Source organism: Candidatus Methanomethylophilaceae archaeon (assembly GCA_017524805.1).
Lineage (GTDB): Archaea > Thermoplasmatota > Thermoplasmata > Methanomassiliicoccales > Methanomethylophilaceae > Methanoprimaticola.
In genome coordinates this window covers 1-22,672 of the sequence record JAFXUX010000009.1, presented here as the reverse complement: position 1 = coordinate 22,672, position 22,672 = coordinate 1, and the positions used below count along the sequence as shown (strand labels likewise).

Genomic DNA, 22,672 nt, shown 5'->3' with positions numbered 1-22,672 from the left:
AATTCTTTGAGCGCCAAATGACAGACTACGCGTTTTACAGACTTGGAATATACATCCTAATATTTATTGCCGTGACATGTCATAATTGAAGGCAACAATTGTTCGGTAATTATTTGCGACAATCGGGCCTTGCAGATTGGATTTAAATATACCCTGCCAGATACACTCTCATAGTAGTGTGGCAAGAGCCGCGCTTTTTCTCTTACTAAGGGAGGATTCATATGGCAGATAACGTTATTAAAACCGGGACGACCACCATAGGGATTAAACTCGCGGACGGTGTTATCCTCGCCACCGACAGGAGGGCTTCCACAAATTTCGCGGTCGACAAAGGGACCCGCAAGCTCTTCAAGCTCTCGGACAATCTCGGAGTCACAACCGCCGGGGCCGTAGGTCAGCTCCAGGTAGCGGTCAGATTCCTTCAGGGGCACATATTGGAATACAACATCAAGAAGGGAGTCCCGATGACTGTCAGCACGGCTGCGGTCTACACTTCCAGGGTTATCATGGGCCTCGAAATAGGGCTCATCATCGGAGGATATGACAGCACCGGAGGCCATGTCTTCGAGGTTGCCGGAGATGGCAGCAGCCTCGAGATGGACTACATGTCCGTGGGAAGCGGATCCGTTTTCGCGTTCGGAGTTCTAGATGCGCAATACAAGCCCGGGATGACCAAAGAAGAAGGAATGAGGCTTGCGGTCACCGCGCTCAGCTCCTCGATCAAGAGAGATCTCTTCTCGGGCGATGGTATGCTGATGGCATACATAGGACCCGACGGGTACCAGGAATTCTCCGACGAGGAGATAAGGTCCATCTGTGCTTCCATCGGGTTCAGCCAGTATCCCAACTGAACACGGCGTTCGGAAGCGTCCATTCAAACCCTTTACTTTGAAACTTTTTTTTGCCAGTTATTCAGCGATTGGAAGATGGTTTCGAGATGAATGTAGAAAGACTGTTCGAGAACCTCTCAAAAGAGGTGCGGAGGCTGGTCCCTTCGGACATGAGCATAACCTCCATAGAGTTCGAGGGTCCTCTCATCGTGGTCTATACTGATGAGTATGAGAAGTTCTCCTCCAACGATTCGTTAGCGCGCATGCTGGCGCAGAGCATACATCGCAGAGTCGATATCCGGCCTGACAGATCCACTCTCGCGGATTCGGCGGAGGTAGAAGAGAAAATCCGCTCAATGATCCCTGAATCAGCGGAGATTTTTGACATCAATTTCATCGAGGAGACCGGAGAGGCCATCGTGGAGGCTATCAACCCCAACGAGGTCATCGGCAAGGAAGGGCAGCGCCTGGGCGGCATAAGGAAGGAGACCGGATGGAATGTCAAGGTGATGAGAGCCCCACCGATCCCTTCGAAGACAGTCTCCGACGTCAGAGGATATCTCAGATCGAACCATGACGAGCGCCAGGCGATGCTCAAGAAGGTCGCCAAAAGCATCTCAAGGGACATCCTTCCCGGCGAGCAGTGGGTCAGAGTGACCACGATGGGAGGGTTCAGGCAGGTAGGGAGATCCGCTTCGCTTCTTATGACCAAGGAAAGCAGGGTCCTCATAGACTGCGGATTGGACCCCAGCTCCGACGCCACGCCTTATTTCGCTATCCCCGAAGCCGACATCAGCAAGATCGACGCCGTGGTCGTAACGCATGCTCACCTGGACCACTGCGGCACGCTTCCAGCGCTTTTCAAATACGGCTATGACGGCCCGGTCTATTGCACCGCGCCCACCAGAGATTTGATGGCGCTGCTCCAATTGGATAACATCAAACTCAGCTTCGGAGAGAACAAGAAGAATCTCTACGAGTCAAGGGACGTCAGGAAAGAGATACTTCATACAATCGCCCTCAAGTACAACGAGACCACCGATATCGCCCCCGACATAAGGCTTACTCTGCACAATGCCGGGCACATCCTTGGATCTGCGATAGCCCATTTCCACATCGGAGACGGCCTTCACAACGTAGCGTTCTCAGGCGACACCAAATATGAGAAGACATGGCTTTTCAATCCTGCCACAAACAGGTTCCCTAGGCTCGAGACCTTGGTCATAGAATCCACATACGGCGGCCAGAAGGATTACCAGCCGTCCAGGGCGGACGCGTCCCAGGAGCTTGGCAGGCATCTCTTATCTGCGGCGGAGCACGGCGGGAAGGTTCTGATACCGGTTTTCGCCGTCGGAAGGTCCCAGGAAGTCATGCTGGTCATCGAGGAGCTGATGCGCAAGGGCACCATCCCCAAATGCCCGGTCTATCTGGACGGGATGATTTGGGAGGCTACCGCCATCCATACGGCATATCCAGAATATCTCAACAACCAGCTGAGGACACAGATATTCCAGCAGAATGAGAATCCCTTCCTTTCCCCGATTTTCAAGAGGGTAGAGACCGCCGATATGAGGGAGGAGATCTGCCATTCTCCCGACCCGTGCATAGTTCTCGCCACCAGCGGAATGATGTCCGGCGGCCCGGTCATGGAGTATTTCCGGGAATGGGCCGACGACGAGAAGAATTGGCTCCTCTTCGTGGGATACCAATCCGAGGGGAGCATGGGAAAGACGATCCAGAGGGGAAGGAACCAGATCACCCTGAACATGAGGGGCAAGTCCATAGACCTCGAAATCAAGCTTCAGAGGGCCACCGTGGACGGTTTCTCAGGACACTCCGACAGGAAGCAGCTGATGAAGTACATCGGGTCCTTGGAGCCGAAGCCGGACAGGATAATAATCGGCCATGGGGAAGATCGCAAGTGCACCGATCTGGCTTCTTCGATATACAAGAGATACAGCATCGAAACTAAAGCGCCTATGAATCTGGAGACCATACGTCTCAAATGATTGGCTGTCTTGAAATGTGGAGCAGGTCCGGGTTTTCGGGCCTCCCACATTCAACGGGGATTCATGTCCCCTTCTATTTGTTATTTAAAAAAAATGTGCCTTCCCCGAAGGGAAGGCGTTGGAATCACCAGTTTGTGGCTCTTACTTCGAAGAAGGACTGGGGGTGCTTGCACACAGGGCAGACCTTGGGCGCCTCAGTGGCTATGTGGATGTATCCGCAGTTGCGGCATTTCCACATGACGACTTTGTCTTTCTTGAAGACGACGCCATCTTCGATGTTCTTCAGGAGCGCGAGATATCTCTCCTCGTGCTCTTTCTCGATCTTTCCGACGGCTTCGAAAAGGTCTGCGATCTCCTCGAATCCCTCTTCCCTGGCCTCTTTGGCGAACTGGGCATACATGACGTTGAACTCGTAGTTCTCCCCGCTCGCGGCATCTTTGAGGTTTTCGACGGTTTTGGGAACGGATCCGCCGTGGAGCTTTTTGAACCATATTTTCGCATGCTCCTGCTCGTTCCCAGCGGTCTCAAGGAAAATGCTGGCAATCTGCTCGTATCCTTCTTTCTGGGCCTGGGACGCGTAGTAAGTGTATTTGTTTCTGGCCTGGCTCTCTCCAGCGAATGCGGCTTGCAGGTTGGCTTCTGTTTTGGATCCTTTGAGTTCCATTATTGTACCTCGCCGGGCTATCAGTTTACGCTTATATAAGGCTCAGCAATCAAAGCTTTTTAACGTCGCTCGTCGCCGCTTCCATCCGAAAATGGATTTCTTTGGGTTCCCGTCTTTATCGAATTTCTGCTTCATCAGGCGCTCGTAGGCCTTCCTGATCTTCTGGTCTCCCGGCTTCTTTTGAAGCAGGAATTCCAGCTCCTCCTTCGCTTTGGGATAGTCGTGGAGGTCGTTCAGAAGCAGCACCGCATAATTCTGATGGATGTCGACGTCGTTCGGCTTGAGGGCCAGGGCTTTCTCATAGTATTCGCCGGCTTTCTTGAAATCCCCCGTCTGGCGTCTGAGGAATTTGGCGTAAAGGTTGTACACGTCGGCCGTGGGCTCAAGAACCAGAAGTTTATCGAAGATTTCCAATGTTTTTTCGGTGTATTTCTTGTCTTCCGACATCACCGTGACCGCAGCTTTCATGGCATCGGTGTTTTCGGGCTCCAGATCCATGATGATATCCAGCTGCATCAGGCCATACCTGAGGTCTTTCAGATTGTAGATGGAAATCTTGGCCAGTTCCAGCCGAGGCTTGGTGTTATGGGGGTCCGTAGCCAGATAAGTCTCCAGCGTGTTGACCGCTCCGGTGGCGTTGTTGCTGTCGGCCTGCCTCCTGGCTTTGCTGATCGCTTCGAATGCCGCGTCCGACGTCATACAGCGCGGACGGCATACGCCGTATTTAACAGGGACGAGAGATCATTCTTTAAGCGATTCTTCGAAGGCGCTCTTTTTGCTTTCGAATCTGAAGCAGATGGAATCGCGGAGGTTCCTCGATATGCAATTGGCATAGAGCAGCCCGGCGAGGATGGATATGGACGCCAGAGGGACGATATACTGGACGTAGTACCCGATGATGTTCCCGATATCGTTGCCAAAATACACCGATATGATGAAAAGCAGGAAGAATACCCCTAGCATGGCCGATCCGGTGAAGAGCCTTCTTCTCGCTCCCGTCCAGAGATAATACGGGCGGGGCGCGGACGATATCGCCTTGGCTCCGGTGCTTCTGACCGATTGCCACGGTATGATAAGCGATGGAAGGAATATTGAAAGAAGCATCATTATCCTGATGGTGCTGTATTTCGGCACGGAATCGAGCACAATGGGGTTCAGGAAAAGGATGGAGCAGATGACCATCCCCAGGGTGAATACATTGACGGAAAGCTCGATGAACGATTTGAGATCGAATATGTGGTCGTCAATCTGAGGCTCCATCTCTACGCTTTCCACATCGATGATGTCAGGCACCATGAAGAAATCGGCTGCCTTCCCCCTCTCCCCTTTATGGGCGCATTTCTCGATGGAAAGTAGAACCCCAGGCATGAATTTTCTCAGCATGGCGGAGATCGTCGTCAGAACGCCTATGGAAGAGAAAAGAAGCAGGAATATCGAGAGCAGCAGGTCTATGAACAGCGTTATTTCTCCGACGTCGCCGGGGATGAACGGTTTCAAGGAGGACGCGCCCCCCAGAATCAGCATCGATCCGGCTCCCGTCACGTAAAACCACATTATCGCCCCGGTCATCATGATGAAACCGGTAAGGAACCAGAACGGAAACGGGCCCCTGTCCAGGTATGCTATCGACCATATGCCAAGGAAAGTGAACCCCAGGACGAATCCGTAGCAGATATCGTCGATGATTTTCCAGGCCGAATAATAATCCTCGTTGTGGATTATCAGCGCCAAAGATATCAGGACGCAGGCGACCAGGAAACCCTTGAAAATCTTGACTATCGTAATGTCTCTTTTCTCAGAGCGCGGGTTGGTTCTGGGGCGGCCGCCGACGATCTCTGCGGTATGGTCTATCCTGTCGTTGATGGATTCCAAGTCCAGTTTCCTGCGAGATGAATCCTTTGGCATGGGTCTTCGAATCAAATGGGCATTAATAATCGTAACTGAACCGGCGGCCCTTCCGCATCACAATTTATAGCGGCTGACCCATTGTCTTATCATGGCCGAACGCAAGGGGCTCAAGAACCGCGGATACAGCGAGGAAGACGCTGAGGACCGCAGAACCGCCGTCGAGGAATTCACGGGCGTCAGGTTCGATCAGATCCATAGGTGCGGATTCGATTATCCCGCGGCATCGAAGAACATCGAGAACATGATAGGGGTCACGCAGATCCCGCTCGGTTTCGCCGGGCCCATCAGGATAAATGGGGAGCATGCGCAGGGGGAGTTTCTGGTGCCTCTCGCGACCACAGAGGGCGCTTTGGTAGCGTCGATATCCCGCGGGATGTCTGTGATCACCAAGTCCGGAGGCGCTTCGGCGCGCGTGTTCGGCGATGCCATGACCAGAGCTCCGGTCTTCAGGGTCCGCGATCTGAGCCACTGCGTCCAGGTCATGGATTGGGTCGACAGGAACGAGCCGGCCCTGAAAAACATCGTGGAATCCACGACATCGCATGGGAAACTGGTGAGGATTGAGAAGTTCCCGGATGGAAGGAGCCTTTTCCTGAGGTTCTCATTCTCGACCGGCGATGCCATGGGGATGAACATGGCTACGATAGCGTCGGAGGCGATGTGCAGGGAGATAGAGAAAGAGACGGGGGCGATTCTGGTCTCGGTATCCGGGAATATGTGCTCCGACAAGAAGCCTGCGGCGATCAACCTCATAGAGGGCCGCGGAAAGACCGTTGTGGCCGAGGCGAAAATCCCGAAGGAGATGGTGGAGAAGTCGCTCCATGCCACTTCGGCGTCGATAGTCGAGACCAATACCCGGAAAAATCTGATTGGAAGCGCCATGGCCGGGACGCTGGGTTCCAACGCCCATGCGGCGAACATGGCCGCTGCCCTGTACATAGCCACCGGGCAGGATCCCGCGCAGATCGTCGGCTGCAGCATGTCTATGACCTCATGCGAGGATTTGGACGGGGACCTCTACATCAGCGTCAGGGTTCCTGCCGTAGAAGTGGGAACCGTAGGCGGCGGAACCCGTCTGCCGTGCCAGAGGGAGGCGCTGGAGATGATCGGGTGCCTGGGCGAAGGAAAAGCCAAGAAATTGGGTGAAATCGTAGCGGCCACGATCCTGGCCGGTGAGCTTTCGACGTTGGCGGCCCAGGCTGCCGGGCAATTGGGCAGCGCCCACGCTTCGCTCGGAAGGTGACCGCTCCGAACGCACGCATCCGAATCCGTCCCAGATAAAGAAATCCTTTATACTAACCAGCGGATTGCGGCCCCATGCCTGTCATCAACTTCAAGTATAGCGACCTTTGCACCATGCTCGGCCGCGATGTCCCCCAAGACACATTGGTGGATAGGATCCCCATGATCGGCGCGGACATGCATGAGACTGAAAGCGGATGCGAGGACATGTCCGTGGAATTCTTCCCGGACCGTCCTGATCTTTACAGCGTCGAAGGTCTCGCCAGAGGAATGAGGGCTTTCCTCGACATCGAGCCGGGGATGAAGACATATGACATGGGAGAGACCGACATCGAAGTTACCGTAGATCCCAGCGTCAAATCGGTAAGGCCATACTTCTTGTGCGGCGTCGTTCTGGGCGTCGTCATTGACGATGAGATCCTCAGGGCGATGATGGAGCTCCAGGAGAAGCTCCACATAACTATCGGAAGGAAGAGGAGCAAGCTTGCCATCGGGATACATGATCTCGATAAAGTCGAGCCTCCATTCACGTACAGATTGGCCGATCCGCACAGCATCAGGTTCGTTCCTCTGGCCAAGACCGAGGAGATGGATTTGGAAGGCATCCTCAGGACGCATGAGAAAGGCGTCGCATATGCACATCTTCTGGATGGCATGGAAAAATATCCGGTCATTCTGGATAAGAACGGAAATGTTCTTTCGTTCCCTCCGATCATAAACGGCGCTCTAACCACGGTGACCACTGGCAGGCACAATCTATTCATAGACGTCACCGGGAACGACCGCAAAGCCGTGAAAGGCGCTCTGGACATAGTCTGCACTGCTCTGGCCGAGCGCGGAGGGAAGATCATGCGCGTCAAGATGCATGATGGCGGCGAGACTTTCATGTCTCCAGATCTTTCCCCTATGCACATCGACATATCCGCTTCGGAATGCGACAGATTCCTTGGGAAGAATCTTGGTCCAGATGGGACTGTGGAATGCCTCCGCAGGATGGGCATGGATGCCATCGCTGATGGAGATACGGTTCATGTGACATATCCGGCTTACAGGTTGGACATCATGCATAAGGTGGATATCTTCGAGGATGTCGCCACCGGATACGGGTTCGATAGGTTCGGAGGGTCTTACAGATTGGATCAGACCGCCGGCGGTTTAGAGCCTATAACCTCCTTCTCAGAAAGCATCAGAGACATCGCTATCGGGATGGGATATTCCGAGGTCAACACTCTGACCCTGAGCAGCGAGAAAGAGGAGTTCGTCCTTTCTGGGCTTCCGAAGATCGACAATGTGCGCGTGCTCAACCCGATCACGGAGGACCACACCTGCTTGAGATCCTATTTGATGCCCAGTCTCATACGCATTCTGAAGCACAACAAGCACCGCGACCTTCCGCAGAAAATCTTCGAGGTGGGATACGTCGTCAGGGATGAGAAAACCGTCCCCCATCTGTGCGTCATGGCCACCGCATCCAAGACCCCGTTCGCGGAGATCAAAGGGGTTGCCGAAGGCATCCTCAAAGAGCTGGGATGCGAGCATTCCGTAAGGGCATGCGATTATCCCACGTTCATCCCTGGGAGGGGCGCGGAGATAGTCATGGGAGATGAGCCCATCGGTTTCTTCGGCGAGATGGCCCCGTCCATAGTCATAGGTTATGAGATAACGCACCCTGTGATGTTCGTCGAGATGGATCTTTCTAAGATCATCGCCGAGAAGAAAACAACGCTATTCTGAGTGATAATATGGAGATTGGAGACAGATTCCCGGATTTCACGCTTCCAGACGAGAACGGAGAGGAATTTTCCTCTTCCTCGCTTGAAGGCGTGCGCTATGTGATTTATTTCTATTCCAAGGACAACACCCCCGGGTGCACCAAAGAGGCCCAGGAGTTCACGGCTTTGTTCCCGAAGTTCATGCTCAGGAACATCCCTATAATCGGCGTGAGCAAGGATTCGTCTGCGTCCCACAGGAAATTCATAGACTCAAAGGAACTCAAAATCAAGCTTCTCAGCGACCCCAACCATGAGCTCATGGAGAAAGTCGGAGCTTGGGGCACCAAGATCAGCTATGGCAAAGAGACTGTGGGAACGATACGCTCTACATTCATCGTCGGCAAGGACGGAAACGTCGAAGCCGCTTGGCATAATGTGAAAGCCGGCGGGCATGCGGAGAAAGTTTTCGACAGGGCCCTTTCTCTTTTCAAGAATGAATGAAACTATGGCAGGGGATTCCCTGCCTTCTTTTAGTTCAGTTCAGGACTGTAGTGCTATTAATTGTGAACTATAGTTCTACGAGATAGTTGTCAGACACCACTCAAGGGTTTTGAATCATTGCCATCAGACAATCTGAAAAGTCCGGATCACCCGAGCAATTTGGATATCGATCTCAGCACCGGCTCAGCGTCCGAAATGATGCTCAGGTCGGCGAACTCATGAATAGGTGCTTTCTTATCCGTGTTCACCGCTATGATTTTCTTGGCACCAGATATGCCTGCGCGATGCTGGACCGACCCTGAGATTCCGAATGCGATGTATAGGTCTGGTCTGACGGTCCTGCCGGACATTCCAACCTGGCGGGATGGCGGCATCCATCCTCTCTCTACCAGCGCTCTGGAGCAGCACACCATAGCTCCATCCACGGATTTCGCGGCTTCTTCTGCTAGTTCCACTATAGTTCTATCACGAATTCCAGCTCCAAGCGAGATGAGAACTCTGGCTTCGCAGATGTCTTGGGTGTCCTCTTTCGAGCGATTCTCAGAGAGGATTTCTTTTGTCAGATCGCCTTGGTATTGCCAATAGATGGCGGTTCCTTTGCCCTCCCGCGGCGCCGGTGCCTCGAAAGTCCCCCTGCGGACGGTGGCCATCTGGGGGAACGAAGTGCATTCGATGTCGGCATACAGATTTCCTCCGAAAGCTGGGCGGGTCATTATGATCTTCCTTCCTTCCGCTCTGAGGCCGGTGCAATCGGCGGTCAGCCCCGTTCCCAGCATGGCAGCCAGTCTGGGGGCGGTCTCTCTGCCGCGGGGTGTGGCGCCTATGAGTATCGCCGCTGGATTGGTGCGTTCGGCCACCTGCGCCAGAGCTTCCGCGAAAGTCTCGGGGGCATATTGTTCGGTGCCCTTTCCGCGGACATGGTATATGGTATCAGTCCCATACCCGAATACCGTCGGATACAGGGATTTCATCTCGGGGCCTCCGAAAAGGGTGACGTAAACTCTCCCATCCGATAGCTTGGAAGCGGCGGATATGAGCTCCCCGCTCTCCCTTGCCAGCGCAGCTCCATCAGTTTCGGCCCATACCAGAATCCCGTCGGCCGTGGAGCTGTTCAAGTCGTATTTTTTCAGCATGCCGGGAGGAAGTCTTTCCTGATCGCTGGAGCATGTCGAACACGAACCTCCTTCGCAGCCGCTCATCTTTTCACCCCCATCTCACCCATAATGAGTTCTGCCGCCCTTTCTGGGCTGCTGATCACGGCTTTCCTGTTCTTTCTGCGGATGACTGACGAATCGGTGCTGACTATTTTGGTTCTGGAACCTTTCAGGCCGACGGAATAGAGTCCAAGACCCAGATCCACGCGCCCCAAAGTTTCGATTGTTTTTCTTTGGCCGGATATGCGGTCGGAAATGGACATCAGAGTCCCGCACGGGTCAACCCCGCCGAAAGAGACGACGGATCCCTTCGGCACGCGGCATTCCCTCAGGGAGCCGCCATAATTCTGGGTGCAGACGAAAGAATCCCCTTCCAAGGTCAGGTCAGCCACATATGCGAATTGCTGGGCAGACAGAAGCTGCGCGGTTTCGAACGGGACCTGGCCGGTCTCTCCGTCCGCTGAGCGGGCGCCGAATACGAACAGATCCGAATCGCAGGCGTATTTCTGTATGAACGCAGCCAGAGTCCTGGATGTGGCCCACACGTCGGCCCCGGCGAAACCCGGGTCGGAAAGCAGGAACGCTTTATCGGCTCCCAGGCATAGGCAGCGCCTGAGAGCTTCCGAGGCTTGCGGCGGACCCATCGTGAACACTGTTATCTCGTCGCCTTCCTTCTTCATCGCTGCTATTTTCCTGAGGGCGTATTCGCAATACGGGTCCAATATCGAAGGCACCCCAGTTCTTACCAGATTGCCTTCCTCATTCACCGTCACTTCGGATGTGTCGGGGACTTGCTTGATCGCTACCGCGTATCTCATCGGATCACCCTATCATGTTCCCGGGGCAGAGAATTCCGTTCGGGTCCAGTATCCTTTTGACTTTGCGGAGCTCTTCCACGCCCTTTTTCCCGTAAAGAAGCTCCATGTATCCGGTCTTGATCTTCCCGATGCCATGCTCCGCGCTGGGAGATCCGCCCAGCTCCACAGCCTTGGCCGCGAATTCCTTGTAGATCGCCTTGGCCTTGCCGAACTCTTCCATGGATTTCAGGATGACCTCCACATGGGGGTGGTTGTTCCCGACATGGCCGAACATGCAATACTCCAAGCCGGCGGAATCTAGCCTCTCCTTGTAGAAGGACATCATCAGGTCTGCCGCTTCGTCCGGCACCGCCATATCGCTTCCCAGCTTGTGGATCTTCGGCATCTCGCCTTTCAGGGATGCGACGTATTCGAATATCGTCTTGGGTATCGAATGCCTGAGCTCCCTCATCCTTTCCATGTCCGAAGGCTCGTGGCCGCACCATGAGACGTCAAGGGATGCACCGTGCCTCTCTGCGATCTCTCCGAGCCTAGCGAACGAAGCGTCCGATTTCCCTTCCTCTATGTCGAAGAAGAGGGCGGACCCGGCGTGTTCCGGCAGATCCGGGACGCGGATGGAAAGCGGATCGCGTTTTTTCATCGATCTGATCAGTTCCAAAGATTTTCCGTCCATGAATTCCAAGAACTCCGGATCCAGTATGTCGTCGGAACGGATGTCTTTCACGGCTTCCAGCGCGGATACATCGTCAGGGAAGAAAAGCACCGTGGATATGAGCGGATGCCTGGGGGCGAGATATACGTCGACCTCGGATATCACGCCGAAGATTCCTTCGGAGCCTATGAAAAGGTCTATGAGATCCATGTTCTCGCCGATCCTGGGTCCGGCCGCGTTTTTGACCGTGCCGTTGAAATCATATCCGGGAAGATCGAAGGAATAATAGTTGCGGCCGGCGGCGAAGCTCATCCTCCTGCCTTCCGCACGGCATTCTCCGCGGGTTATGTCTGCTACGGCGCTGTCTGCCATTGCCACTCTGATCCTTCTGACCCAGTCGCGGGTGGGGCCGTAGCGGTAGGTTCTGGGGCCGGATGCGTTGGTCGCAATGTTGCCGCCTATCGATCCCCCCATCTCGGTCGGATCGACGGGATAGAAGTATGTTACCGGTTCCTTTCTGAGGGATTCGCATGCTCCTTCGGTTAAGTCTGCCAGGCCGGAGAAATCCTTGCGGGAGAGGATGGAATCTATCTCCTCCAACGTGGTGCAGGGCTGAGCGCGGAGGTAGTATCCCCTGCCGTCTTTCCCGATGCCTATAACGCCGGACATGCGCTCCAAAGAAAGGACATCCCCTCCCTGCGGGACGCTCCCGCCGCACACGCCAGTCCTCATGGCGGCGACGGTGACCTGGGTCCCTTTGGAGTTGTATACCCTCAGTATCTCCCTGAGCTCCTGCTCGGTCATCGGGAGCAGGACGTTATTCGCGTGCCCGGTCATTTTCGATTCGTCGGTGAGGTATTCCTCGCTGCGTCCGATTCTCTCTCTGCTGAACATCTTCGCTCATCCCATAGGCGCGGAACCATGGCCGCGATGACGGCTTGCTCCGTAAGAGTTTTGCGGTCCAGAAGCCCTTTGCTCAGGAGACCTATCGCTCCCTGTTTCTTCCCGATGTCGGTCTCGCCGTAGATCCGGCGCATGGAGTCCCCTACGGTCATCCCTGAGCGCACTAAATCAGCAACGGCATCCGGATAGCGGAAACCAGGCCCCTGACCGCAGGTCATCTTTCCCCGGCTGTCTATGACGGTGCAATGCTGTATGTCGTAGAGGCCATCCAGCATCTCGAATACGCCGGCCTCTATCCCTACGGCCATGTCGTGGTTCCCGAGCGCCGCCTTGGCTCTGTTGACCGAGCCCTGGTGCGTCTGCTCTCCGAAAGGCTGAGGGGGCACGCCGCTGTCCGCATTTATCGCTGTGATTCTGACGTCCCCGTAGATGCGCTCCATCACGGATCTGACCGCGGACACTTTGACCATGTTCGCAGATCCCACCGCGATGTCTATCGCCCCGGATTTACCGGAGCGTCCGTATTCCCCTCTGAGAATTGATGAGGAGGATATCTTCTCTCCGGAGTCAGACATCACCAGAGGCACAACGGACAGCTCAAGGGGCTTCAGCCCTCTGGCTTTCCTCCTTTCGTTGATTCTGTTCCCGTTGCCGAGAGTCTCTTCCGAGACCACCAGGATGTCTACGTTGTCCATGATCTCGTCCGGGCCGTAGGCGTCTTCGATCTCGAAAATATGGGCCTCCCCCAAGAGGCCGACGAAATCCTCCAGCTCTTTCCTGCGGATGCTGATCGGTACGTGGGCGTGGTTCTTCGAGGATGCCATGAGATCCGAGGTAATCCCGATCTCAACATGGTCCGCGATTTCGAAGGCGCGTCTGATCAGCGCTCTGTGGCCGTCATGGAGGACGTCGAATGTCCCCGCCACTGCTGCGGTCGTCATCGCCTCACGAGCAGAACCAAGGCTATGGTAGCGATGACTATCGCCAGCCAGATGCCGCCCAGCTTCCACAGCTTTCCTTTGACTTCCTTGCCGGAGGATTCTTTGCAGGCATCGCTGCAGTACATTCCGCCTCCGGAGAACGCTTTGCCGCAATTCACGCAGTGCTTGTGCTGAGGTATCATATCGTTCATGTCTGTGCCTCCCTGCGGTCCAGCTCGTTGTTGACCACGATCATGCAATGGTCGGCATGCAGGCTCAGCGGCCCGATGCTGATCTTCCCGGGTCCGCGGCTGAGAAGCGAGGATTCTTCCTCCTCGGTGAGATCGCTGTTGTCCCCGAGCACGAATATCGGGTTCTCCGGGAACTCGAACTCCCTGCAGTCCGCGCCGTCCTCTTTGAGATAGACGAACTGCCCCTTTTCAGAAAGCCTTTCCAGGACGTCGTCGAAAGACATCCTTGAGACGTAGACTCCGGGCGAGGATTTGGTCTCCCCATCTTTCAGGGGTTTCATGAGCGCGTTGCGGATCAGCGACGATGTGCTTCTCTCGTCCGGATTGAGGTATTTCAGTTCGCTCCCTCTGAATATGACCGTCTTGGGCGCATCTTTGCCGCCCTCGCATACCAGATAGGCCTCGACATCCTTGCGGAGGTTGTGGCTGAGGAAGAACGCAGAGTTGACGCATCTCACAAGGATGTCCAGCCTGCCCGCTCCGCCGGCGATGTCATCGAGCTTGAAATCCCCGCTGGTGGCAGCTTTGTGGCCGGTGATGACGAAATATCTCATCCTATCACTGCTGCATGTTCTTCAGGGCTTCCAGGTTCACACCGTTCAGCTGCTTCATCATATTCTTGCGGGCCTTGCGGTCCTTCCCGAATTGGGACATGCTCTTCTTCGTCATGTTGTACTGGGCGAGGAGCTCTTTGACGTCATGCGGAGAAACCCCCGCGCCGTTGGCGATCCTTTCGATGCGCTTGGACTTGATAAGAGACGGATCCTCCCTCTCTTCGTTGGTCATGGAGTCCATGATCGTGCGGAAGATCTGCAGCTTCTTCTGGGACGCCTCGTAATCGATCTTATCCTCTATCCCGCTGAATCCCGGAAGCAGGCTCATGACCTTCTGGAGCGGCCCCATCTTTTTGACTTGGGACATCTGATAGTACATGTCGTTCAGCGTGAATTTCCCGCTCATCATCGCTTCGGTGACCTTCTGCATCGAGTCGGCGTCGTCGATCTCTTCGTTGGCCAGCTGAATGAGAGATTCCAAGTCTCCCATGCCCAGAAGCCTGGATATGAATTTGTTCGCGTTGAAAGGCTCCAGATCGCGGATATGCTCTCCGGTACCCAGGAAGACGATCCTCGCGTTGGTCTTGGAGATGGCGGAGATGGCTCCTCCTCCCTTCGCGGTACCGTCCATCTTGGTGAGGATAACGCCGGTGACTCCGACCGCGTTGTGGAAAGCTTCCGCCTGGGGCCCTGCCTGCTGTCCCACCTGGGAATCCAGGACGAGTATCCTCTCGTCGGGCTTGGCGACCTCGGCTATCCTCTTGACTTCCTCAATGAGGTCCTCTTCCAAGGCATGGCGTCCGGATGTGTCTATTATGACGATTTTTTTGTCCTTGAATTTCTGGAGGCCTCTGCTGGCTATTCCGGCCGCGTCGGATTCCCCGGGTTCGCCATATACTTCGACGCCCACCTTCTCGCCGAGCTGCTTCAGCTGGTCAAGCGCGGCCGGCCTGTAAACGTCGGCTCCGATGAGACCGACGGAGAAGCCCTTCTTCGAGAAGTACAGCGCCAGCTTTCCAGTGGTGGTGGTCTTTCCTTGGCCGTACAGACCGACCATCATTATGGTCTGGGGTTTGAGCTTGATCCCTTCGCCGTTATCCACGAGGCGGACCAACTCCTGGTAGATGATCTGGGTAAGGTGGTCCTTGAGGCTCTTGCCGGCTGGAGGGGGCTCTTCCGTCGCGCGCTGCTTGACCCTGTTCGTAAGGTCGAGGACCAGCCTCACGTTCACATCAGCTTCCAAAAGGGCGCGCTGGATATCCTTGCATATGTCGTTGATGAGATCGTCGTCTACGGAGCTCGCGTTTCCTATGCGTCCGAAGACGTTCCTCAGGGATTTTCCCAATCCTTCCAAACCCATTTGATCGACTCCATATCTGCGAACTTCATAAAATAATGTCGGAATGAAGTAGCGGGGGATCGGGCGGACGATAAGAAGGGATGGGATGCACTCTGCCCGCCTAATCCTCGCATTCACGGTATTCGCGCCAATGGTATATTTATCTTTCTTATAAAAAAATTCATTTAAGAATATTCAATATTATTCAAAACTTAAATTTCTTATAATTAATATAAAATATATTGATAATAAAAAATAACATAATTCTAATTATATTAAAATAATGAAAATTATATAATAAGTTTATGCTAAGATTTAGAACACAAGTGGTATGATAAGAAAAACTTATATTTGTTGAAAACAAAAGTATTTAAAATGTTTGATGAGAGGCGATAATCGCCCCTCAGTTGAGATTCAGAGGTACCCAGACTTCTGGAGAGCCATGAGGTCTTCGGTGGAGAGCTTGTCTCCCGCCTTGAAGCGCTCGAAGATTTCCTTGGCCTCTTTCTTGTTGTCGGTCTCGGTCCTCTTCTTTCCGCTGCGAGCTCCGCTGTTCTTCTTCCCTTTGTATTCGGAAGCGTCGCGGTCCATCTGGTGGACGGATTTGATCTGCTCGATGTGCTTCTTGTGCTCCTCGTCGGCTGCCTGCTTGCACTCCACGAATTTCGCCTGGGCGGAGTCGGCTTCCTTCCTGAGTTTGTCGGCCTGCTCGTAGTACCCGATCATCTTGTCGTGGGCGGCCTGAGCCTGCTCAGCGTATTCGGAAACCTGGCGGTGGTAGCTCTCGGCCTGGGCTTTGGCCTCTCTGAGCTGTCCGACGAGCGCTTTGACCTCATCGTTCTGCTCGTAGGTCTTCTCCCTGTCGGCGATTTCCTTGGCGAGGACGGAGATCTGCTTGATGATTTCGTTCTCCTTGTCTTTCCCGAGCGCTTTGGTCTGCTGGGTGTACTCAAGATCTTGGAGCTGTTTTTTCAGCTGCTTGACGGGAACCTCATTCTTCTCGTCGTTTCTCTCGGTGTTCCTGTAAGGAGCGAGCTGCTCCTTGAGAGCGGTAACCTTCTGGTTCCACTCGTCTCTGAGCTCTTTGGTCTCCTTGACCTTCTGGTTGAGGGAGTCGCGCTCCTCTCTGCACTTTCCAGCTTCGTCCACAAGCTCCCTGACCTGCCCATTGAGCGCATCCCTCTTGGCTTTCCACTCTTTGGTCTGGTTGTTGAGCTCATCCCTGAGTTTCCTGTGCTTTTCCGCATCCTCATTGATGATGCCGCGCTTTTCCTCGAGCTCTACGAGTTCGTCCTCGGACGAGACGGTTGTCTTATCAGCTCCGGACTCATCGGTCGCAGGGGCGTTTTCCGTCTTTTCCTCGGTCGCCATAGAAACCTGCTCCTCTACCTGAGAATCCTGCTGCTGAACTTCCTCCACAAAATCTTCCATAAATCATCACTTAGTTATTCAACGTGCCATGAGCATGAAGCATGGCCTACTTCAATTGGCCCTATTATAGCCATAAATATAAGGATTTCTACTGTGAGAATATTGGTGGCATATTTCCATGGATTTTTGCCCTATCAAATCGGCTCCAATTATGCGGTTATCCGATGCTAAAGGGACGTTATGCCAGACAGATCCGCTTTCGTCGAGGGTATTTACCAGTTGGATTATGCAATGAATCGTAGGTCAAGTTATTATATCAAGTTGGCCGTCGCTAATCCGATATCGATGAGCAATGTCTGTCCCCTTGACTATAGATACGGTCGCGCCGATATGAAAGCGGTCTTCAGCGAGGAGAGCCGTATCCAGTATCAGATGAACGTGGAAGCGGCTTTGGCCAGGGCTCATGCCGCCATCGGCACGATATCCCAGGAGGATGCGGACGAGATCGGGCGCGTGGCATCCCTGGATATCGTCAGCGTCGACAGGATCAAGGAGATCGAGAAGGACACCAGGCACGATCTTATGGCTATGGTAAAGGCAATGACCGAGAAATGCTCCGGGAATGCCGGCAAATACGTGCATCTCGGCGCCACCTCCAACGATATCGTCGATACGGCCACTGCTTTGCAGCTCAAGGCGGCGGTGGAGATCGTGCAGGAGGACGTCGACAAGCTCATCTATACTCTCGCCTCCCTCGCGAAACGGGAAAGGGACACCATCGAGATAGGGAGGACCCACGCCCAGTTCGCCATCCCCATAACTTTCGGATTCAAGATCGCGGGCTATGTCGCCGAGATGCTCAGGCACAGGGAGAGGTTAATCCAGGCGAAGCCCAGGATATGCGCCGGAAAGATGGCCGGTGCCGTCGGAACCGGAGCCGCCCTCGGAAAAAATTTCTTCAGGATACAGAAGATGGTCATGGAGGACCTAGGCCTTGAATACGAGCCTGCCGCCACGCAGGTGGTAGGGCGCGACAGATACACCGAAGCCATCTGCATCATGGCAAACATAGCGACTTCTTTAGAGAGATACGGGACTGAGATCAGGAATCTCCAGAGGTCGGAGATCGGCGAGGCTTCCGAATATTTCGACGTGAAGAAGCAGGTGGGAAGCTCCACCATGGCGCAGAAGAGGAATCCGATGAATTCAGAGAACGTCTGCGGTTTGGCGAGGGTTGTCAGGAGCTTCGTCACCCCCACGTTCGAGAGCCAGGTGCTCTGGCATGAGAGGGACCTTTCCAACTCCTCCACCGAGAGGTTCACGCTGCCCCACGTCTTCATACTCGTCGATGAGATCCTGAAGAAGATGGATTGGATCTTCCAGGGGCTCGAGATCCACAAGGACAAGATGCTTCAGAACATCGAATCCTCCAAAGGGCTTGTGATGGCTGAGCCGCTGATGATGAAGCTCACCGAGAAGGGCATCGGAAGGCAGGACGCCCACGAGATCGTCCGTGAATCGTCGATGGTCGCCGAGGATACCGGGAGGCATCTCAGAGACGTGCTTTCCGAGAGGGAAGACCTGAAAGGTGTGCTCACCAGGGAAGAGATCGTCCAGACGATGGACGCGGCCAATTACGTCGGCGGCGCAAGGGAAATCGTCGACAACATGGTGGCCGAGGCTGAGAAAGCCTTGGGAAGGAAGGTAGAGTGAGATGGAAGCGAAAGCTAAGCAGGGTTTGTTCTTCGGCCTTATCGCCGGGGCTATAATCGGCGTCCCATTCACTCTGATGACCAATAATTACCTCTGCCTTCTTCTGATCCCAGTAGCCGGAATCCTCGGGATGGCTCCCCAGCTTCTCAGGCCGGCGGACGATGAGCGAAGGCCGGTTCGGTCATCTTAAGAAAGAGTTTTTCGGAGGGGAATCCCCTCCTTATCATTCGCAAAGGTCTCCGGCGTGGTCCCCCGGGGTGACGTAATAGACTTCGGTGACCTCGATTTTGATGAGATTCTTGGCGGGATAGGTCTCCTTCTTGGAGTGCGCCAATGCCACGGCCTTCTCGTAGTCAGGTCCGGAGCTTACGATCTCGGCTTTCCCTTTGATCTGGTAGGACTCCTTGCATTCCGGGTACCATATGTAGAACGAGACGAACGGGTTCTCCTTGATGTTCTTCAGGGTTTTCTTGAAGTAGTTGTCGATGACCCAAATTTTATTGTCGTCTCCGACGAAGAGAAATCCGACCGGTACGACGTTCGGCATCCCATTTTTGCTTGATGTGGCCAGGGAAAAGATCCTCTGGTTTTTCATTTCCTCTATGATCTCAGGCGTAAGGCCGACCATGGTCAAGAATCCCCTTCTCAAGATTTATAGGTGAGCGGTCTGGCCGTCATTTTTTGGGCATGGAGCAGCCGTCCGGGCCGCATACGGATCCCTCGGGAGCCTTCCTCAGTTCTCCAGACTCTTCCAATTCTTGTTTGAGCAGATCCGCGAAATCCTCCGTGGAGAGCGCTCCCGGGACTCCGTAGCGGCCGATTATGTAGAACGGGACGGCATAGATGCCATAGGAATCGGCTTCCAGCTCATCGGCCATGACTTCCTTGGCGAATTTCTCCGATGACAGGACGTCATCCACTTCATCGCCATCGAAACCGCATCCGATTGCGAGGCGTTTCAGGACACTATGGTCGGCGATGAGCTCGCAGTCCCCGAAGAAAGCCTCGAAGAGCTTCTCGTTCATTCTTTCCCCGGCTTCTTTCCCATGGGAGAACGCCATCTTAGACAGGCGGTGCGCATCGAAAGTGTTGCAGCTTTGGACGTCGGCGTATCTGAACCTCAGGCCTTCCGCCTGGCCTTCCGAGGATATCCTGTCGACTTTCTCCTGCGCCTCTTCCAAGGACATGCCATAGTGTTTGGCCATGCCTGCCACCATCGAATTGCGGGGTTTCGGGCCTGCTTGAGGAGTGAGTTGGAATGACCTCATTTCCATCTCTATGATATCTTCGGCTCCGATGGATTCTATCGCCTTTCTGAGGCGGGTGTCGCCGATGTAGCAGTACGGGCATGAGAAATCTGTCCAGTACGTGATTTTCATGCCCAGGGAATGGCGTTTTTATTTCATATCTGTGGGTGAGGGTTTCGTCTGGCGCCGTTCGCAATCATTTTATATCTAATACACATGCGCAGATTTACCGGATTATAACTATGGGCAAGTAGATCAGCCCGGTAGATCGCTGCCTTCGCAAGGCAGAAGTCGCGAGTTCGAATCTCGCCTTGTCCACTCCCTTCACCCTAGCCAGACATCTGAAAACCTTGTCGAAATCCATTGTCCGCACCCCCCTTATGCATAATTCAGCAATCCTTCTTCCCGGCGGGATCCCCGTCCTTCCCGGCCTTGTTGTCCGGCCAGGAGCCGCGGGCCTTGCGCATTGCGTCGTCGAGCCTCCTGCGGCTGTAGAAGCTCTCGGTGGTCTTGGTGCTCGAGTGGCCCATGAGGACGCTCACGGACTCGATGTCGAGGTCCCTGTCGAGGTACCTCTGCCCGAACGTCCTGCGGCACATGCGGAGGTCGAAGCGGATCCCGAGGTCGTCCTCGACGATCGCCTTGTACTTCCTCAGGCTGTTCCCCGAGCAGAATCCACTTTCTGCATCCTTCGACGGGAAAAGCGCGCGCGAGTCACAGTTGTTGTCCACCACCCACTTCTTGCGGAGCAATAGATAGTTCAGCAATACCCCGCGTATCTCCGGGGGTATGGGGACGTCCCTCGGCATGCCGTAGGAGGCCTCCCCCTTGACGTGCAGAATGTGCAATACCCACGAGTCGGTGTCTAAATCATCCAACTCAGAAAGGCGTACCTCCTTGTTCCTCGTCCCCGCGTTGATGCAGATCAGAACGAGGGCATAAGCCCTCGTGCGGCGGAAATCCAAGGGATCGAGGCTTTGCGCTTTCTGCAATATCGAATTGTAAATTTCGTCGCTCATGGCGGACTTCCTCTGCGGCTTGTTCCTCGGCCTGAGGCCGGGGTTGTGGTTCATGCAGACGTCCACGGCATGGTTGTCGGCGAACAGCAGCAGGTTGCGGAGCGCGTTCACCTCGTGCACCATGTCCGACGGAGCCTGCTTCTCCTTGCAGTAGAGGATGTACTGGCGCACGTCCTCCTCCGTCATCGCCTTAGGCGACATAGTCGAAATGAGCTTCTTCTCTTTTAGATCGATTACCTTGCGTTCCATCCTCCTGTACCTGCGCTCCCTGGTCTTCCATGTCTCCTCGGCGTATACGCCGCGGACGGAGTCCATGTAGCGGGACGCGTACTCTCCGAATGGATACTTTCCCATCTCCTTACCTCCTCTTCGTTCATCGGCACAGGGCGGATACGGAGAATCCTCATGACACTGAACGGGTCCGCTCCGCCCTCTGCATATGAACATCGCCGACCTGGTATTAATAATTGCTGAATGTGCAATTCAGCACTTTATGATTGACGCCGAATAGTGCGATAATGATCAGAATCGGAATCAGATGGGACGAAAACCTGTTTTCATTTATAAATAAAAGTGGTGAATCGGGGACGTATTCACCATACACTATTACAAATTCAGCAAAATTATATCAACCGTAGGGACGATGTGCAAGCATGACACTGAAGAGCAACGACTTCGATCTCCTAGAGAGGAAGTTCGCCATCTACGTCCTCGTGGCGCTTTCCGAGCATCCCTATTCCACCAAGGTGGAGATAACGCACCTGGAGCCGGGGAACGTGCGCACGAAGTTCCAGAGGCTGACCGAGCTCTCGGCGGCGGGCTACATCGACTACGTCAGATCGGAGAACTTCAGGGGCGAGAGGATGGTCCTCACGAGGGACGCGGAGGAGCTCGTAACCTATTTCAAGAAGGCCAAGGTCGTACTCGACCGCAGAAAGACGAAGCCCGATTCCGCAGACGACTGATCGCCGTCGGCGTCGGCCCATGACGCGGTCGCTTACGGGCCTCCGGATAATGATTCGCCCGCACGATAGCGGACGAAGATCAAGCGTTTTGTCTCCTCGAGAGGATGTCTATGAGCTCCTCGGGAGACTCCATCGCCTTCGACCTGCCGTCGAACCATTCCACGGACACCCCGTCGCCCGTGAAGACGACGAAGAGGTCCGGATGGTAATAAGGTGAGAAGACGTACTACGTGCCGCGCTCGGTCCTCCTCGAGTACTCGAAGAAGAGCGACAGCTGGAGAAGGGCCGGTTCGGCGCTCCTGCAGTCGCTGAAATCCCCGAAGCGGCGGCATACGGGCGAGAGGGGGCACTGTCCCATCCCCTTGGGGATGTAGACGGGCGCCTCGTCCAGGCTTTCGATATCGATGATGTCGAGACCACGATCAAATATGATCTCACAGTCCAATTCCATATTGTCCATTTTCAACACGTTCCTTTGAAATCCTCCGAAGCCGAAGATAAGGATCGCGTCAGGGCCGACAGGGGCCGATGTTTCATCAAGAACTAACCTGTGTTGGTTGTATAATACAATTCATTACATTTGTTTGACAATTGTAAATAAAATCCGTTACAAATGCAATATAAATCCATTATATTCTATTTTTAAAGCGATGAAAGCAATCCGCACCTGACCTATGAAGCGATAAAAATGCCCAATCATAAAATTTGATAGATCGGAGAAAGAACGAACTGTGCCATGTGCGCGCGGCCTCACCCAGTCCTCCATCTCGCCGGGGCGTATCGGGGTTTCGCCCTCCATTCGATACATGGGCGCAACCGTCGTAACGCCCGGCTTCGGGCACCGGCCTCGGGTTTCGGCCCAGGTGCGCAACATGAGACACAGCGCTATCGGAAAGAACT

Annotated in this window: 23 protein-coding genes and 1 tRNA gene; 9 read left to right on the top strand and 15 right to left on the bottom strand. The window is 54.3% G+C overall.

Annotation, left to right across the window (positions count from 1 at the left end; genetic code table 11):
- Positions 1-221 precede the first annotated feature (221 nt).
- Positions 222-851, top strand: a complete 630-nt coding sequence (locus IKP20_02905) for a proteasome subunit beta (protein MBR4503907.1) — start codon at positions 222-224, stop codon at positions 849-851.
- Positions 852-937: 86 nt separating this feature from the next.
- On the top strand, positions 938-2,839 hold the full coding sequence (locus tag IKP20_02900) for a beta-CASP ribonuclease aCPSF1 (GenBank protein MBR4503906.1): 1,902 nt from the start codon (positions 938-940) through the stop codon (positions 2,837-2,839).
- Positions 2,840-2,963: 124 nt separating this feature from the next.
- Here IKP20_02900 and IKP20_02895 read toward each other — a convergent pair whose 3' ends face one another.
- From IKP20_02895 to IKP20_02885, 3 genes are read right to left on the bottom strand one after another with little or no spacing between them, the layout of a single operon-like run.
- Positions 2,964-3,506: a rubrerythrin family protein gene (locus tag IKP20_02895; protein ID MBR4503905.1), complete on the bottom strand. Its 543-nt coding sequence runs from the start codon at positions 3,504-3,506 to the stop codon at positions 2,964-2,966.
- Between the two features lie 39 nt (positions 3,507-3,545).
- Positions 3,546-4,202 carry a tetratricopeptide repeat protein gene (locus IKP20_02890; GenBank protein ID MBR4503904.1) on the bottom strand — a complete coding sequence of 219 codons (657 nt, stop codon included), beginning with the start codon at positions 4,200-4,202 and terminating at the stop codon, positions 3,546-3,548.
- 42 nt (positions 4,203-4,244) lie between these two features.
- A complete protein-coding gene (locus IKP20_02885) occupies positions 4,245-5,408 on the bottom strand; it encodes a hypothetical protein (GenBank protein ID MBR4503903.1) in 1,164 nt (387 codons plus the stop codon).
- Positions 5,409-5,499: 91 nt separating this feature from the next.
- On the opposite strand from IKP20_02885, the gene hmgA reads away from it, so the two are divergent.
- From hmgA to IKP20_02870, 3 genes are all read left to right on the top strand, one after another.
- Positions 5,500-6,654 (top strand): hydroxymethylglutaryl-CoA reductase (NADPH), encoded by a 1,155-nt coding sequence (gene hmgA / locus IKP20_02880; protein MBR4503902.1) that lies wholly within the window; start codon positions 5,500-5,502, stop codon positions 6,652-6,654.
- Between the two features lie 74 nt (positions 6,655-6,728).
- A complete protein-coding gene (locus IKP20_02875) occupies positions 6,729-8,387 on the top strand; it encodes a phenylalanine--tRNA ligase subunit beta (GenBank protein ID MBR4503901.1) in 1,659 nt (552 codons plus the stop codon).
- Positions 8,388-8,395: 8 nt separating this feature from the next.
- The gene (locus tag IKP20_02870) at positions 8,396-8,866 is read left to right on the top strand and encodes a peroxiredoxin (protein MBR4503900.1); all 471 of its coding nucleotides are present in this window, start codon (positions 8,396-8,398) and stop codon (positions 8,864-8,866) included.
- A 146-nt stretch (positions 8,867-9,012) separates the two neighbouring features.
- Here IKP20_02870 and IKP20_02865 read toward each other — a convergent pair whose 3' ends face one another.
- The 8 genes from IKP20_02865 to IKP20_02830 form a co-directional block, all read right to left on the bottom strand.
- Complete coding sequence (locus IKP20_02865) at positions 9,013-10,065, bottom strand: electron transfer flavoprotein subunit alpha/FixB family protein (GenBank protein MBR4503899.1); 1,053 nt, start codon at positions 10,063-10,065, stop codon at positions 9,013-9,015.
- The gene (locus IKP20_02860) at positions 10,062-10,838 is read right to left on the bottom strand and encodes an electron transfer flavoprotein subunit beta/FixA family protein (protein ID MBR4503898.1); all 777 of its coding nucleotides are present in this window, start codon (positions 10,836-10,838) and stop codon (positions 10,062-10,064) included. The genes IKP20_02865 and IKP20_02860 overlap by 4 nt, the downstream gene beginning before the upstream one ends.
- A gap of 4 nt (positions 10,839-10,842) precedes the next feature.
- Complete coding sequence (locus tag IKP20_02855) at positions 10,843-12,384, bottom strand: FAD-binding oxidoreductase (protein ID MBR4503897.1); 1,542 nt, start codon at positions 12,382-12,384, stop codon at positions 10,843-10,845.
- Positions 12,324-13,334, bottom strand: a complete 1,011-nt coding sequence (yjjX, locus tag IKP20_02850) for an inosine/xanthosine triphosphatase (protein MBR4503896.1) — start codon at positions 13,332-13,334, stop codon at positions 12,324-12,326. The genes IKP20_02855 and yjjX overlap by 61 nt, the downstream gene beginning before the upstream one ends.
- Positions 13,331-13,525: a DUF2116 family Zn-ribbon domain-containing protein gene (locus tag IKP20_02845; protein MBR4503895.1), complete on the bottom strand. Its 195-nt coding sequence runs from the start codon at positions 13,523-13,525 to the stop codon at positions 13,331-13,333. Before IKP20_02845 ends, yjjX begins: the two co-directional genes overlap by 4 nt.
- Positions 13,522-14,118 (bottom strand): tRNA (pseudouridine(54)-N(1))-methyltransferase TrmY, encoded by a 597-nt coding sequence (gene trmY, locus IKP20_02840; GenBank protein ID MBR4503894.1) that lies wholly within the window; start codon positions 14,116-14,118, stop codon positions 13,522-13,524. Before trmY ends, IKP20_02845 begins: the two co-directional genes overlap by 4 nt.
- Before the next feature lie 4 nt (positions 14,119-14,122).
- Entirely contained in the window at positions 14,123-15,478 is a 1,356-nt protein-coding gene (gene ffh / locus IKP20_02835; protein ID MBR4503893.1) for a signal recognition particle protein, read from the bottom strand.
- A 393-nt stretch (positions 15,479-15,871) separates the two neighbouring features.
- On the bottom strand, positions 15,872-16,717 hold the full coding sequence (locus IKP20_02830; protein MBR4503892.1) for a phosphoserine phosphatase: 846 nt from the start codon (positions 16,715-16,717) through the stop codon (positions 15,872-15,874).
- 456 nt (positions 16,718-17,173) lie between these two features.
- On the opposite strand from IKP20_02830, the gene IKP20_02825 reads away from it, so the two are divergent.
- Both IKP20_02825 and IKP20_02820 read left to right on the top strand, forming a co-directional pair.
- Positions 17,174-18,541, top strand: coding sequence for an adenylosuccinate lyase (locus IKP20_02825; protein ID MBR4503891.1), 1,368 nt, complete (start codon positions 17,174-17,176; stop codon positions 18,539-18,541).
- Between the two features lies 1 nt (position 18,542).
- Complete coding sequence (locus IKP20_02820; GenBank protein ID MBR4503890.1) at positions 18,543-18,731, top strand: hypothetical protein; 189 nt, start codon at positions 18,543-18,545, stop codon at positions 18,729-18,731.
- 33 nt (positions 18,732-18,764) lie between these two features.
- Here IKP20_02820 and IKP20_02815 read toward each other — a convergent pair whose 3' ends face one another.
- Both IKP20_02815 and IKP20_02810 read right to left on the bottom strand, forming a co-directional pair.
- Complete coding sequence (locus IKP20_02815) at positions 18,765-19,169, bottom strand: pyridoxamine 5'-phosphate oxidase family protein (protein MBR4503889.1); 405 nt, start codon at positions 19,167-19,169, stop codon at positions 18,765-18,767.
- Positions 19,170-19,215: 46 nt separating this feature from the next.
- A complete protein-coding gene (locus IKP20_02810; protein MBR4503888.1) occupies positions 19,216-19,920 on the bottom strand; it encodes a DsbA family oxidoreductase in 705 nt (234 codons plus the stop codon).
- A 112-nt stretch (positions 19,921-20,032) separates the two neighbouring features.
- On the opposite strand from IKP20_02810, the gene IKP20_02805 reads away from it, so the two are divergent.
- Positions 20,033-20,106: transfer RNA gene (locus tag IKP20_02805), tRNA-Ala, on the top strand.
- A 71-nt stretch (positions 20,107-20,177) separates the two neighbouring features.
- Here the strand turns inward: IKP20_02805 and IKP20_02800 are convergent.
- Positions 20,178-21,161, bottom strand: coding sequence for a site-specific integrase (locus IKP20_02800; protein ID MBR4503887.1), 984 nt, complete (start codon positions 21,159-21,161; stop codon positions 20,178-20,180).
- Between the two features lie 299 nt (positions 21,162-21,460).
- Between IKP20_02800 and IKP20_02795 the strand changes: the two genes are divergently transcribed.
- Complete coding sequence (locus tag IKP20_02795; GenBank protein ID MBR4503886.1) at positions 21,461-21,772, top strand: hypothetical protein; 312 nt, start codon at positions 21,461-21,463, stop codon at positions 21,770-21,772.
- A gap of 226 nt (positions 21,773-21,998) precedes the next feature.
- Here IKP20_02795 and IKP20_02790 read toward each other — a convergent pair whose 3' ends face one another.
- The gene (locus IKP20_02790; GenBank protein MBR4503885.1) at positions 21,999-22,232 is read right to left on the bottom strand and encodes a hypothetical protein; all 234 of its coding nucleotides are present in this window, start codon (positions 22,230-22,232) and stop codon (positions 21,999-22,001) included.
- Positions 22,233-22,672: the final 440 nt, after the last annotated feature.